The sequence below is a fragment of the Haemophilus haemolyticus genome, assembly GCF_003493685.1.
In the GTDB taxonomy this organism is placed as follows: domain Bacteria; phylum Pseudomonadota; class Gammaproteobacteria; order Enterobacterales; family Pasteurellaceae; genus Haemophilus; species Haemophilus haemolyticus_O.
In genome coordinates this window covers 25,646-40,189 of sequence record NZ_QQJW01000002.1, presented here as the reverse complement: position 1 = coordinate 40,189, position 14,544 = coordinate 25,646, and the positions used below count along the sequence as shown (strand labels likewise).

The 14,544-nt window shown below is 39.7% G+C and carries 12 protein-coding genes; 4 read left to right on the top strand and 8 right to left on the bottom strand.

Features of this window, described 5'->3' with window-relative positions:
- Positions 1-7: 7 nt before the first annotated feature.
- Entirely contained in the window at positions 8-3,487 is a 3,480-nt protein-coding gene (gene dnaE, locus DV434_RS02395) for a DNA polymerase III subunit alpha (protein ID WP_118785196.1), read from the bottom strand.
- 235 nt (positions 3,488-3,722) lie between these two features.
- Between dnaE and DV434_RS02390 the strand changes: the two genes are divergently transcribed.
- The gene (locus tag DV434_RS02390) at positions 3,723-5,375 is read left to right on the top strand and encodes a phospho-sugar mutase (protein ID WP_118785195.1); all 1,653 of its coding nucleotides are present in this window, start codon (positions 3,723-3,725) and stop codon (positions 5,373-5,375) included.
- Between the two features lie 125 nt (positions 5,376-5,500).
- On the opposite strand, the gene purT is transcribed toward DV434_RS02390, so the two are convergent.
- From purT to DV434_RS02370, 4 genes are all read right to left on the bottom strand, one after another.
- Positions 5,501-6,682: a formate-dependent phosphoribosylglycinamide formyltransferase gene (gene purT, locus DV434_RS02385; RefSeq protein ID WP_118785194.1), complete on the bottom strand. Its 1,182-nt coding sequence runs from the start codon at positions 6,680-6,682 to the stop codon at positions 5,501-5,503.
- An 8-nt stretch (positions 6,683-6,690) separates the two neighbouring features.
- On the bottom strand, positions 6,691-7,194 hold the full coding sequence (gene luxS, locus DV434_RS02380) for an S-ribosylhomocysteine lyase (RefSeq protein WP_118785193.1): 504 nt from the start codon (positions 7,192-7,194) through the stop codon (positions 6,691-6,693).
- 330 nt (positions 7,195-7,524) lie between these two features.
- Positions 7,525-7,998, bottom strand: a complete 474-nt coding sequence (locus DV434_RS02375; protein WP_118785192.1) for a YqaA family protein — start codon at positions 7,996-7,998, stop codon at positions 7,525-7,527.
- Complete coding sequence (locus tag DV434_RS02370) at positions 7,998-8,600, bottom strand: beta-phosphoglucomutase family hydrolase (RefSeq protein ID WP_118785191.1); 603 nt, start codon at positions 8,598-8,600, stop codon at positions 7,998-8,000. The genes DV434_RS02375 and DV434_RS02370 overlap by 1 nt, the downstream gene beginning before the upstream one ends.
- 114 nt (positions 8,601-8,714) lie before the next feature.
- Between DV434_RS02370 and DV434_RS02365 the strand changes: the two genes are divergently transcribed.
- Positions 8,715-9,092 carry a PRD domain-containing protein gene (locus DV434_RS02365; RefSeq protein ID WP_118785190.1) on the top strand — a complete coding sequence of 126 codons (378 nt, stop codon included), beginning with the start codon at positions 8,715-8,717 and terminating at the stop codon, positions 9,090-9,092.
- A gap of 59 nt (positions 9,093-9,151) precedes the next feature.
- Here the strand turns inward: DV434_RS02365 and DV434_RS02360 are convergent, their stop codons facing one another.
- A complete protein-coding gene (locus DV434_RS02360; protein ID WP_118785189.1) occupies positions 9,152-10,447 on the bottom strand; it encodes an NAD(P)/FAD-dependent oxidoreductase in 1,296 nt (431 codons plus the stop codon).
- A 141-nt stretch (positions 10,448-10,588) separates the two neighbouring features.
- Here DV434_RS02360 and DV434_RS02355 point away from each other — a divergent pair, with 141 nt between their 5' ends.
- The gene (locus DV434_RS02355; RefSeq protein WP_114892468.1) at positions 10,589-11,641 is read left to right on the top strand and encodes an extracellular solute-binding protein; all 1,053 of its coding nucleotides are present in this window, start codon (positions 10,589-10,591) and stop codon (positions 11,639-11,641) included.
- Between the two features lie 70 nt (positions 11,642-11,711).
- Here DV434_RS02355 and hslU read toward each other — a convergent pair whose 3' ends face one another.
- Positions 11,712-13,046, bottom strand: coding sequence for an HslU--HslV peptidase ATPase subunit (gene hslU / locus DV434_RS02350; protein WP_118785188.1), 1,335 nt, complete (start codon positions 13,044-13,046; stop codon positions 11,712-11,714).
- Between the two features lie 10 nt (positions 13,047-13,056).
- Positions 13,057-13,584: an ATP-dependent protease subunit HslV gene (gene hslV, locus DV434_RS02345; protein ID WP_005629407.1), complete on the bottom strand. Its 528-nt coding sequence runs from the start codon at positions 13,582-13,584 to the stop codon at positions 13,057-13,059.
- Between the two features lie 219 nt (positions 13,585-13,803).
- On the opposite strand from hslV, the gene aphA reads away from it, so the two are divergent.
- Positions 13,804-14,511, top strand: coding sequence for an acid phosphatase AphA (aphA, locus tag DV434_RS02340; RefSeq protein WP_065246407.1), 708 nt, complete (start codon positions 13,804-13,806; stop codon positions 14,509-14,511).
- Positions 14,512-14,544: the final 33 nt, after the last annotated feature.

Here is a 14,544-nt window from a genome sequence, read left to right as displayed (position 1 = left end):
CTTTGTATTATTCAAACTCTAATTCCACCGCACTTTCGCCAAGTAAATTCACCAATTCCGTCAGAATTTCATCCGTTGGAATGATCGACCATTGCACGCCCAAACGTAACAACGCACGGCCTTTCGGACTTTGATAATACACGTTAATCGGCAACGTTCCACCACTCACCGGCTCAAGTAATGCTTTAAGTTGTTTAATAAAACTTGGTGTAATTTGATGCTCAGAAAGACTAATAGCTAAGGATTTGACATAACGAGAACGAGCCTCATCTAAGGTCATTAACTCTCGCACCGTCATTTTTAAGCCACCAGAGAAATCATCAAAGCTCACTTGCCCAGAAGCAACAATCACCGTATCTTTTTGCAATTTCTCACCAAATTGTTCTAGACTTTCACCAAATAATGTTAAATCTAAGCGACCTGAACGGTCATCCAATGTAGCAATACCTAGCCGATTGCCTTTTTTCGTCATCGCAATTCTCGATGCCACGACTAGCCCCGCTACAGTGCTAATTTGTCCACGACGATTTGGTGCAAGATCTTTCAACCTTGTCGATGTGTAATGAGAAAGTTCTTTCAAATAACGGCTAACAGGATGGCTGCTTAAATAAAGTCCCAAGGTTTCACGTTCACCGTCAAGGATTTGTTTTTCGGTATAAGGCGGTGTATTAGCGTAAGCATTTTCCACTTCTTCATGGGTTTCAGTCAGTACACCGAACATATCCGTTTGCCCCATTGCTTCATCTTTCGCATGCTGATCGGAAGCTCTAAGTGCATCTTCTAAATTCTTAGAAAGTGCGGCGCGATGTGGGCCTAATTTATCAAAGGCGCCCGACATAATTAGGCTTTCAAAGGTACGACGGTTAATTTTTTTCAAATCTACACGAGCGCATAAATCGAATAAATCTTTGAAAATCCCACCTTCATTTCTTGCCGTCACAAGTGCGTCAATCGGGCCTTCCCCCACACCTTTAATCGCGCCAATCCCATATACAATTTCACCTTGTTCATTAACGCTAAAATGGTGTTTGCCGATATTAATATCTGGTGGCGTTACTTTTAAGCCCATACGTAAACATTCATCGTATAACCCTACGATTTTATCCGTGTTATCCATTTCAGATGTCATCACTGCAGCCATAAATTCTGCAGGGAAATGGGTTTTGAGCCAAAGGGTTTGGTAAGACACCAAGGCATAAGCAGCGGAGTGCGATTTATTAAAACCATAACCAGCAAATTTTTCTACCAAGTCGAAAATCTTCATAGATAGATCGCCATCAACGCCGTTTTTCTCCGCACCTTCTTTAAATACAGAACGCTGTTTTGCCATTTCTTCTGGTTTCTTTTTACCCATCGCTCGACGCAATAAGTCAGCACCACCCAGCGTATAGCCAGCCAATACCTGCGCAATTTGCATCACTTGTTCTTGGTACAAAATAATACCGTAAGTCGGCTCGAGAATAGGTTTCAAGCTTTCATGTTGATATTCTGCGTCAGGGTAAGATACTTCTTCTCGCCCATGTTTACGGTCGATAAAGTTATCCACCATGCCTGATTGCAGAGGACCAGGACGGAACAATGCCACCAACGCGATGATATCTTCAAAACAGTCCGGTTGCAGGCGCTTAATCAAATCCTTCATTCCTCGCGATTCCAACTGGAACACGGCTGTAGTTTCGGAACGTTTAAGTAATTCAAAAGATTCAGGATCATCAAGTGGAATGGCGGCAATATCTACTCGAGGCTTGCCTTCACGCACCATACGAGCATTAATCATATCTAATGCCCATTTAATGATGGTGAGAGTACGCAAGCCTAGGAAGTCGAATTTCACAAGCCCCGCATATTCCACATCATTTTTATCAAAGTGAGTAACAGGATGTAAGCCTTCATTATCACAATAGAGCGGTGCAAAATCAGTAATTAAGGTTGGTGAAATGACCACGCCACCAGCATGTTTACCTGCATTACGCGTCACGCCTTCCAGCTTACGCGCCATATCAATCAACGCTTGCACTTCTTCATCGCTATCGTAGGCTACCTGTAATTGTGGTTCAGCTTCAAATGCTTTCGCAAGCGTCATACCAGGATCGGGCGGAATTAATTTCGAAATACGATCAACAAAACCATACGGATGCCCCAGCACTCGTCCTACATCTCGAATAACAGCTTTCGCCGCCATGGTTCCAAAGGTGATAATTTGTGATACAGCGCCACGGCCATAAGTTTCAGCAACGTGCTCAATCACTCGGTCTCGACCATCCATGCAAAAATCCACGTCAAAATCGGGCATAGATACACGTTCTGGATTTAAGAAACGTTCAAAAAGCAAATCGAATTCTAGCGGATCTAAATCAGTGATTTTTAATGCATAAGCCACCAATGAGCCCGCACCAGAACCACGACCCGGCCCAACAGGAATGTCGTTATCCTTAGACCATTGAATAAATTCCATTACGATCAAGAAATAACCCGGGAACCCCATTTGGTTAATTACATCCAGCTCAACCTGCAAGCGCTCATCATATTTTGGTCGTTTTTCTAACCGCACTTTTTCATCAGGGAATAAAAAAGCTAAACGTTCTTCCAAACCTTCTTTAGCTTTTTGCACTAAGAAATCTTCTGTACTTAAATCTCCCGTCGGGAATTGAGGCAAGAAATATTGACCAAGGCGCAAAGTCACACTACAACGCTGAGCAATTAATAAGGTATTTTCGAGAGCGGAAGGAATGTCAGCGAATAATTTACACATTTCGTCTTCGCTGCGGAAATATTGCTGTGGGGTATAACGTTTTGGACGTTTAGGATCATCTAATGTATAGCCATCACGAATCGCAACACGAATTTCATGGGCCTCAAAATCATCAGATCTCAAAAACATCACATCGTTCGTCGCCACCAAGGGCAATCCATGACTTTTAGCTAATTTTAATGCGGCTTGGATATAACGTTCTTCATCGGGTCTGCCAGTACGAGTAAGTGCAAGATAAAAATGATCCGCAAAAAATTCTTGGTAAAAAGCGACCGCACTTTCAATTTCTGCTGCGTTTTCTTTCAACAATTTTTTACCCACATCGCCTTGTGTGCCACCAGATAAAATAATCAACCCTTCTCGGTGTTCAATTAACCAATTTTGATCGATATAAGGATAGTCATCGTAACCGCGCTGATAGGCTTTTGAGAGTAATAATGTAATGTTTTTATAACCTTCATTGTTCTTTGCCAAAAGCGTCAAATCAAACATTTCATTACCGCATAGTGCATTTTTCACTTTAACATCAGCGCCAATAATAGGCTTCATACCCGAAGAAATCATTTCCCCATAAAAACGCACCACACCACAAAAATTAGTAAAATCTGTTAATCCCATTGCGACCATTTCATTGGCTGCACAAGCTTTCACGAGAGGTTTCACTTTGACGATACTGTCAATCATCGAAAAATCAGTGTGCGTACGAAGATGGACGAAACGAGGCTGGGATGACATTGAAAATCCTTAAAGTGCGGTTAAATTTTGCCGTAAATATTGAGGCGATATTATAGCGAATTTTTCAAACAAATGCCTATGCAACAAACGGCTTTCCTAATTCGCTCGGATAACCGATTGCGTGAACAAAAAATGTTAAGTAGATCAAAATTTTGATAATTATCCGTTCCCATTTTGGGTGATTTCGGCTAGTCTAGCAGCGATTTATTTATTTCAAGAGAATAAGGATGATCCTATGACAACTCTTTTTCATATAGCGCAAAATTGGTTAAACCAAGATCCTGACGCAGAAACTCGTGCAGAATTAACCGCACTTTTAGATGCGGCAAAAGGCGGAGATAAAGCAGCAGAAGCAGAATTACATGCGCGCTTTGATGGTCGTTTACAATTTGGTACGGCAGGTTTACGTGGCCGTTTACAAGCTGGCTCAATGGGGATGAACCGAGTTTTAGTTTCTCAAGCTGCTGGCGGTTTAGCGGAATATTTAAAAGATTACGATAAAGAACCATCAATCGTAATTGGTTACGACGGACGTAAAAACTCTGATGTTTTTGCCCGTGACACGGCTGAAATTATGGCGGGTGCAGGCGTAAAAGCTTATTTATTACCACGCAAATTACCTACGCCAGTTTTAGCTTATGCTATCCAATATTTTGATACCACTGCAGGTGTAATGGTAACAGCAAGCCATAACCCACCGGAAGATAACGGCTATAAAGTGTATTTAGGTAAAGCAAATGGTGGCGGTCAAATCGTTTCACCAGCAGATAAAGACATCGCAGCATTAATTGATAAAGTTGCGGCTGGCAATATCCAAGATTTACCACGTAGCGATAATTATGTGGTGTTAAATGATGAAGTGGTAGATGCGTACATTGCAAAAACTGCATCATTAGCTAAAGAGCCAGCTTGCAACATTAACTATGTTTATACCGCTATGCACGGTGTTGGCTATGAAGTTTTAAGTAAAACGCTGGCAAAAGCAGGCTTACCACAACCTCACGTAGTCGCAGATCAAGTTTGGCCAGATGGCACATTCCCAACTGTGAACTTCCCAAATCCAGAAGAAAAAGGCGCGTTGGATTTAGCAATTAAAGTGGCAAAAGAAAAGAATGCTGAATTTATCATTGCTAATGACCCAGATGCAGACCGTTTAGCCGTTGCTGTGCCTGATGCGCAAGGCAACTGGAAATCACTACACGGCAACGTAGTAGGCTGTTTCTTAGGTTGGTACTTGGCAAAACAATATCAAGGTAAACAAGGTACATTGGCTTGCTCACTTGTTTCTTCCCCTGCGCTTGCTGAAATTGCGAAAAAATATGGTTTCCAATCAGAAGAAACCTTAACCGGTTTCAAATATATCGGTAAAGTATCTGGCTTATTGTTCGGTTTTGAAGAAGCATTGGGCTATTTAGTTGACCCAGACAAAGTACGCGATAAAGACGGTATTTCTGCAGCAATCGTGTTCTTAGATCTTGTGCGTAACTTGAAAAAACAAGGCAAAACTTTAGCGGATTATGCTGATGAATTTACCAAGGAATTTGGTGCTTATGTAAGTGGACAAATCTCTATTCGAGTCAGCGATCTTTCAGAAATTGGAAAATTAATGACCGCACTTCGTAACAATCCACCAGCAGAAATCGCTGGCGTGAAAGTGGCACAATTTATCGATCATACTAAAACAGATCGTCAAAGCGATATCCTTGTATTTAACTTGGAAAATGGCGGACGCTTAATTGCTCGTCCTTCAGGCACTGAACCAAAAATTAAATTCTACTTGGATGCGCGCGGTAAAGATCCAAAAGATGCAGATCGCGTATTAGCAGAATTTGATGAAGGTGTTCGTCACATTCTTCGTCAAGATGCTTATGGCAAACAAGCTTGCTAATTAATCACTTCTAAAAATAAAACGCACTTTGTAGAAAGTGCGTTTTTTATGTCCCTAATATCTCTAAAAAATCGACTGTTAGTCATTTAATAAAATGCGATAAATTTTTACCGCACTTTCGATTTTTATAAACTAATTTCTAGCTGTTTATAAGCTTGTTTTACTTTTTCCAACGCTTTTTCAACGGATACATCACGCGCAAGTAAAACGCCTAAGCGTCGATGACCATTCACTTCACCTTTACCAAATAATCGAATATTAGTATGAGGTTGTGCCAGTGCTTTTTCGATTCCACCAAATTGCACATTTTGTGATTTGCCTTCAACAACAATAGCTTTAGATGCCGATGGGCTAATCAACGTAATTTCGGGAATTGGTAAACCTAAGATCGCACGAGCATGTAAAGCGAATTCAGAAAGCTCTTGAGAAATCAGCGTTACCATTCCCGTATCATGAGGACGAGGCGATACTTCATTGAAAATCACCTCGTCACCACACACAAACATCTCCACACCGAAAATACCGAATCCACCCAATGCACCAGTAACCTTCTCAGCAATCGATTGCGCTTTTGATAATGCAATATCCGACATAGCTTGAGGCTGCCAAGATTCCCGATAATCACCATCTTCTTGACGATGACCTATTGGCGCAAGGAAACTTGTACCATTGATATGGCGTACTGTCAGTAACGTGATTTCATAATCAAATTTGACAAAACCTTCAACAATTACTCGACCAGCACCCGCACGCCCACCTTCTTGCGCGTAATCCCAAGCTTTTTGAATGTCATCTTTAGACTTTAAAATGCTTTGCCCATGTCCAGAAGAAGACATAATCGGTTTCACCACGCAAGGAATACCAATTTTTTCTACCGCACTTTGAAAATCTGAAAAATTATCCACAAATTGGTAAGGCGAAGTTGGTAGCCCTAACTCTTCTGAAGCCAGACGACGAATCCCTTCACGATTCATCGTAAGTTGAGTTGCTTTTGCAGTCGGCACAACATTAAAGCCGGCTTGTTCTAATTCAACCAAAGTGGCTGTCGAAATAGCTTCAACTTCGGGAACAATGTAGTCAGGCTTTTCTTTCTCCACAAGCGCTTTCAATGCATTACCATCTAACATAGAAATGGTGTATGCACGATGTGCTACTTGTTGTGCTGGGGCATTTTCATAGCGATCAACTGCAATAACTTCAACGCCTAAACGTTGCAATTCAATCACTACTTCTTTACCCAGTTCACCAGAACCCAACATCATTACTTTGGTTGCATTAGGGGTTAATGCTGTGCCAAGTGTTGTCATGATTTCTCCTATTTTAATAACGAATCATCGAGTGCCAAATCTTCATTTTTATTCACGCCTACACCGCGTACGATAACATTTTTTGCAATTTCGTGTGCTTCTTCCAAAGAATGTTCGGTATAAGTACCGCATTGATAGATATTTAATTCAGGAATAGTCGCTTGATCTTGCACATCTAAAATATCCTGCATTGAAGCTAACCAAGCTTGTGCTACTTGCTGTTCATTTGGCGTACCAATCAAGGACATATAAAATCCCGTGCGACATCCCATCGGAGAAATATCAATAATTTCAACGCTATCGCTATTTAAATGATCACGCATGAAACCCGCAAACAAATGTTCAAGAGTATGAATACCTTTTGGAGGAAGAATTTCTTTATTTGGAATACAAAAACGTAAATCAAAAATGGTAATGTCGTCACCTTTTGGCGTACGCATCGTTTTTGCTACACGTACTGCTGGTGCATTCATTTTGGTATGATCCACTTTAAAACTATCAAGTAATGGCATGAAATTTTCCTTATAAATCAGTAAATTAAAAATAAATTTGAATAAATGTTCATTTTTTGCAAATTCTAATGAACTTTATGGCAAGGCTCATTGTCTTATGTGACAAGCAACTTGCAGTTGTTTTAATAAAATTGGTTCCTTAGGTTATTTGCCCCACATTCATTGTGGGGCTTTTTTTATCCCAAATTTTTATTTAAAAAATTTTCAGAAAATTTGAACTTTCTTATAAAGTGCTAGTCTCACAGAACAAGCAACTTGCAGTTGTTTTAATAAAATTGGTTCCTTAGGTTATTTGCCCTGCATTCATTGTGGGGCTTTTTCTTGCGCATTTTATAATAAGAATGGTGCACTAAAAAACAATAACGCAACATAACGAACCAGTTTTCCAAGAAAGATAAAGAGACTACTTGCCACAAAATTTAATCTTAACCAACCTGCTATAGCGCAAAATAAATCGCCAACGACAGGTAACCAGCTCAAAAGTAAAGTTATCGCCCCATAACGCCGTAGCTGATTTATTGCCCATAAAGTGCGGTGATTTTTTGGATCAAATTTTGGCATCCATCGCCCAATCCCGTAAGTGGTTAAACTCCCCAATCCATTGCCAAGCGTGGCGAAAAAAACGAGTGCTAATATATCTATACTAAATAAAGATCCCAACGACAATTTAGGGACTGCAAGAGTAACAAACACAACTTCTGAATTACCTGGTAATACCGTTGCACTCAGAAATGCGCTGACAAACATAAGGCATAACGCATGAGTTTGCCAAAAATCAGCACTAAAAAATGAAAAAATATCCATTATCTTGGCGAAATGATTTCTCGAGAGCGAACATCAAACACGTCCATTCCCGCATTTAATCCCGCTTGCACGCCTAAATCAGCATCTTCAAATACGATACAACGACTTGGATTAGCTTGAATTAATTCCGCACAACGTAAAAAAGTTTCTGGATGTGGTTTATGTTCTTTTACATCATCTGCACTGACAATGGCATTAAAGTAAGGTGCAATAGCCAGTTTATCCATCAACATATCAATAATTTTACGGTGTGAGCCAGACCCCAGAGCAATCGGCTTTTTCTGATGAAAAGATTTAACAATTTCAAAGGTTGGCAATAACTTTGATTGAGTTGGAATAAGTTGATAAGACAACTCTCGTTTTGCAGCCAACACATCCTCAATTCGATCAAGTGGCATATTCGCCGCTTTCATCATTTCTCCCGCAATGGTTCGAACCGTCGCCCCGCCGAAGTTATACATAATTTGGCAATCAAATTCATAGCCAAATCGCTCTCCCACCATCGTCCAAGCCTGCGCATGCACGGGCATTGTATCAATTAAAGTTCCATCCATATCAAAAATCAATCCTTCATATGGATTGAACATCGCATAATCTAACATTTTTACATCCTTACAAATTTTTTACCATTTTGCTACAAAACTGTGATCTGTGCACTGTTTTATTTCAGTAAAGTGCGGTAAATTAATGAACAAATTTTGAACTAACAAAAACAAATGCGGTTATTTAAGCAACTAGAACGTTGGAAAATTCGCAAGCAAATAAATCAATCTATTATTGATGTAGTATTTCGTTTACGAGATCGATTAGCTCATTACTGGCAAGTTGATGTGAATACGCCTCAAGTGGATTTTATGCTACTCCACATTGCTTGCAGTTTAGGTCGAATAGAACGAGGGGGTTGCGTTTCACCACTTTATCCAGAAATGCTTGAAGAGATTCAAAGTGCGGTCATTTTTCCACAAGTTTTAGCCATCCATCAAGATTTACTCGAACTAATGCCGTTTTCTATTCCAGAAGCAGAACAAACTTATTTTTTAGCGAATATTCATTCTTTGATTCTTGAACAGAAACAATTAAAGCATGTGATGTAATATAAATAAGTCCACTTATAAAAAATGACCTAGCTTTTAAACTAGGTCATTTTTATATCTTAACGATATTTATCTAGAAATTTGTAATACTGCACACCAATCTTTGTTGTGAGATCTTTGATAATTCGACCACCATAAACAGAAGGCACTTTTAGGCTTTCAAAAATAGATAAACGTTCATCGTCACCCAAAATTGCCTCCGCTACAATTCGCCCCGCAAGACCAGTCAAAGCAACACCGTGACCAGAATAACCATGAGCAAAATAAATATGCGGAGAAATACGACCAAAATGTGGCGTTGAATTTAACGTCATATCAATCGGACCAGCCCAGCCATAATCGATTTTTACATTTTCAAGTTGCGGGAATACGCGCAACATATTTTTCCGCATAATCGCGACCATATCTTTTTCTGAGCTAGAATCACTACCAAAAAGCAGGCGATTGTCCGCACTTAAACGATAATAGTCCAATAATAAATTGTTATCGCACACCGACATGCCATTATTAATGACAGAATCAGCAACCGCTTGGCTTAACGGTTCTGTGGCGATAATAAAACTTTCCACAGGCAATATTTTACGATTAATTCCGTGGTGAATCGATTTCGGGAGAGCATCAATATAAGCATTGGTGGCTAAAATAACGTCTTGAGAAATAACCGCACTTTTAGTTGTTTTAACCTCAACGCAACCATTTTTCTCGACCATATCCACTACGGGAGATTGTTCAAAAATCTGAACACCCAGATCGACACAAGCTTTTGCTAAACCTAAACAATAATTTAGTGGATGCAAATGCCCAGAGTTACTATCAAATAAGCCGCCCACATAAATATCACTGCCTAAGTGTTGTTTTAATTTAGTTTTATCCCAAAGTTGCATATTCTGATAGCCAAAATTCTCATGACTTTCTTTTTCAATTTGAATTAAGTCATTCATTCGACGTTCATTTAATGCCAATGTGGCATAGCCTTTTTTCCAGTCGCATTGAATGCCATATTTTTCAATGCGTTCATCAATAATATCAATGGCCTCTAATGACATATTCCAAAGTTTATGCGCTTTATCTTCGCCAACTTGTTTAACGTATTCATCAATGCCTTCTTCAAAGCCATTAATTGCCTGCCCACCACTACGACCAGAAGCACCAAAGCCTACTCTAGCGCCCTCTAATACAATGACTTTTTTTCCTTTCTCCGCCAGTTCTAATGCCGCAGATAAACCAAAAAATCCAGCCCCGATCACACATACATCAGCATGTTCAATTTGAGTTAACGGCGGGAATTGAAAATCTTGGTTACGAGAGTCGAAATAATAAGAGCGAACGTGTTCTTGATAGGCAAAATTAAGCATAAAAAATCTCTTAGGAAAAAACTGGCAAAATCTTACCCCGAAAGGGAAATATGTCAAACCTTTTACGAAAAAAATGCTATACTGCGCGCGCACAAAATTTGTGCGTTTTATGATGAACGATAACCCTCGGAGGTCAATAAATTGAAAAAATTCTTTGCTCACTCACTCAAAAATCTTTTCCTTTCCACCACCGCACTTTTCGCGGCTTCCGCTTTTGCTAATAACAAACTTTACGTCTATAACTGGACAGACTATGTACCTTCTGATTTAGTCGCACAGTTCTCTAAAGAAACCGGCATCGAGGTGATTTATTCTACCTTTGAAAGCAACGAAGAAATGTACGCGAAACTCAAACTTACTCAGAATACAGGCTCTGGCTATGATTTGGTGTTTCCATCAAGTTACTACGTAAATAAAATGATTAAGGAAAAGATGCTTCAACCGATTGATCAAAGTAAATTGACCAATATTCATCAAATCCCTAAACATTTATTAAATAAAGAATTCGACCCAGAAAATAAATATTCATTACCTTATGTTTACGGCTTAACAGGTATTGAAGTTAATGCAGATGAAATTGATCCTAAAACCATCACCAGCTGGGCGGATTTATGGAAACCTGAATTTAAAGGTAAAGTTCTTATGACCAGTGATGCGCGTGAAGTGTTCCACGTAGCATTATTGCTTGATGGTAAATCGCCTAATACCACAAATGAAGAAGACATCAAAACAGCTTATGAGCGTTTAGAAAAACTTTTACCAAATGTGGCAACCTTTAACTCTGACTCACCAGAAGTCCCTTACGTACAAGGTGAAGCTGCAATTGGTATGATTTGGAATGGTTCTGCTTATTTAGCACATAAAGAAAATCCATCTCTCCAATTTGTGTATCCAAAAGAAGGCGCAATTTTCTGGATGGATAACTATGCGATTCCAACTACAGCAAAAAATGTTGAAGGCGCGCATAAGTTCATTGACTTCTTACTTCGTCCAGAAAATGCCAAAGTTGTAGTAGAACGCATGGGCTTTTCTATGCCAAATGAAGGAGTCAAAGCATTACTCAGTCCAGAAGTTGCCAATGATCCTAAACTATTTCCACCAGCATCAGAAATAGAAAAAGGGATTATGCAAGGTGATGTTGGTGAAGCTGTCGATATTTATGAAAAATATTGGAGCAAATTAAAAACCAATTAATTTCTCAATTCAAAAAACAAAAAAGTGCGGTGAAAATTCACCGCACTTCTTGTATCAGAAAAGAAAATATTTAAAGAATAAAACGACTCAAATCTTCATTCTCAACTACTTCGCCAAGTGCATCCGCAACATAAGCCGCATCAATATTGACTGTTTGACCATTCATGTCGCTTGCACTGAAAGAAATTTTATCCATTAAACGTTCCATTACCGTATGCAAACGGCGCGCACCGATATTTTCCGTTTTTTCATTCACACGGAATGCAGCCTCAGCAATTTTCTTCACTGCGTCGGTTGTAAATTCAATATTCACCCCTTCTGTTGCCATCAAGGCTTTATATTGCTCGGTTAAAGAGGCATGTGGCTCCGTTAAAATACGCTCAAAATCAGCCGCACTTAATGCGGTAAGTTCAACACGAATCGGCAAACGCCCCTGCAACTCTGGAATTAAATCTGAAGGGCGAGCAACTTGGAATGCGCCAGATGCAATAAATAAGATATGATCAGTTCTTACCATTCCGTGTTTGGTACTAACTGTCGAGCCTTCCACTAACGGAAGTAAATCACGTTGCACGCCTTCACGCGATACATCTGCACCGCTGTATTCACCTTTCTTACAAATTTTGTCAATTTCATCGATGAAAACAATACCATTTTGTTCTACCGCATCAATCGCTTTTTGTTTAAGTTCTTCAGGGTTAATTAATTTCGCTGCTTCATCATCAATCAATGCTTTCAACGCATCTTTAATTTTCATTTTGCGTTTTTTCGTTTTATCTGAACCCAAATTTTGGAACAATGATTGCAACTGGTTTGTCATTTCTTCCATGCCCGGAGGAGCCATAATTTCAACGCCCATAGACACGCCTGTAGACACATCAATTTCGATTTCTTTATCATCTAATTGACCTTCACGTAATTTTTTACGGAACGCTTGGCGAGTACTGCTGTGACTATCATGGCTTTCAACTTCGCCCCATTGATTTTTTGCTGGAGGAAGTAAAGCATCCAAAATACGCTCTTCAGCCGCGTCTTCAGCTCTTGCTCTGTTCTTCGCAATTTCCTGCTGGCGAACAAGCTTCATCGCACTATCCGTTAAATCACGAATAATGGAATCTACCTCTTTCCCCACATAACCCACTTCGGTAAATTTCGTTGCTTCTACTTTGATAAATGGCGCGTTAGCTAATTTTGCCAAACGGCGCGCAATTTCAGTTTTACCCACACCAGTTGGGCCAATCATTAAAATATTTTTTGGGGTTACTTCATGACGCAAAGGTTCTTGAAGCTGCATACGGCGCCAGCGATTACGCAGCGCAATCGCCACTGCACGTTTTGCATCGGCTTGACCAATAATATGTTGATCTAATTCAGAAACTATTTCGCGAGGAGTCATTTCAGACATAGCTTTTTCCTTAATTCGGTAATTCTTCAATAGTGAAATTGGTATTTGTGAACACGCAAATATCACCAGCAATTTTCAAAGATTTTTCAACAATTTCACGAGCAGAAAGTTCGGTGTTTTCCACCAACGCACGTGCTGCAGACAACGCATAGTTACCACCAGATCCGATTGCTAAAATTTGATCTTCTTCTGGTTGAACCACGTCGCCAATACCCGTGATGATTAAACTTTCTTTTTCATCCGCCACAATTAGCATCGCTTCTAACTTACGGAGTGCACGATCTGTACGCCAATCTTTTGCTAATTCCACCGCACTTTTTAGTAAGTGCCCTTGGTGCATTTCAAGTTTACGTTCAAATAATTCGAAAAGCGTAAATGCATCTGCGGTACCACCCGCAAAACCAGCAATCACTTTGCCATTATATAAACGGCGCACTTTTCGTGCATTGCCTTTCATGACGGTATTTCCCAAAGAAACTTGTCCATCACCGCCTACGACGACTTGTCCATTGCGACGTACGCTTACAATCGTTGTCATTGTTCTGTCCTTTATAAAGTGAAAAGTTGTTCGTTATATGGCGGTAAATTAACAAAATTCAAGGGAAAATACTCTTTTGCCGATTTATTCGCCAAAAATAATCAAAAAATGTGAGCCTGATCATACTTCAAGATAGCAAACGTTTGCTTTAAATTGATATAAAGCATAAAACGTGTATGATGTTCCGCGTTTAATGACCATCCAACTAGGAGTTTTTTTATGAAAAAGATGATCAAGCTATCTGTTGTAGCTTTATTAACCGCAGCAGCAATTCCAGCTATGGCAGGAAAAACTGAGCCTTATACCCAATCAGGTACAAATGCGCGAGAAATGTTGCAAGAGCAACCAATTCACTGGATTTCAGTAGATCAAATTAAAAAAGAATTAGAAGGTAAAGGCCCAATTAATGTCAGCTTTGATATTGATGATACCGTACTTTTCACCAGCTCTTGTTTCTATTATGGTCAACAAAAATATTCTCCAGGTAAACAAGACTATTTGAAAAACCAAGATTTCTGGAATGAAGTTAACGCAGGTTGTGATAAATATTCCATTCCAAAACAAATCGCTGCTGATTTGATCAAAATGCACCAAGAACGCGGAGACCAAATTTATTTTATTACAGGTCGTACTGCAGGGAACGTGGATGGTGTAACACCTATATTACAAAAAGCGTTTGATATTAAAAATATGCACCCTGTTGAATTTATGGGCGGACGTGAGCGCACAACTAAATACAACAAAACCCCTGGTATTATTGCGCACAAAGTTACCATTCACTATGGCGACAGCGATGATGATGTATTAGCAGCTAAAGAAGCAGGTATTCGTGGTATTCGTTTAATGCGTGCAGCAAACTCAACTTACCAACCAATGCCGACTTTAGGTGGCTACGGTGAAGAAGTGTTAATCAATTCAAGCTATTAATTGACCGCACTTTAACAACAAAAAAGGCAAGTT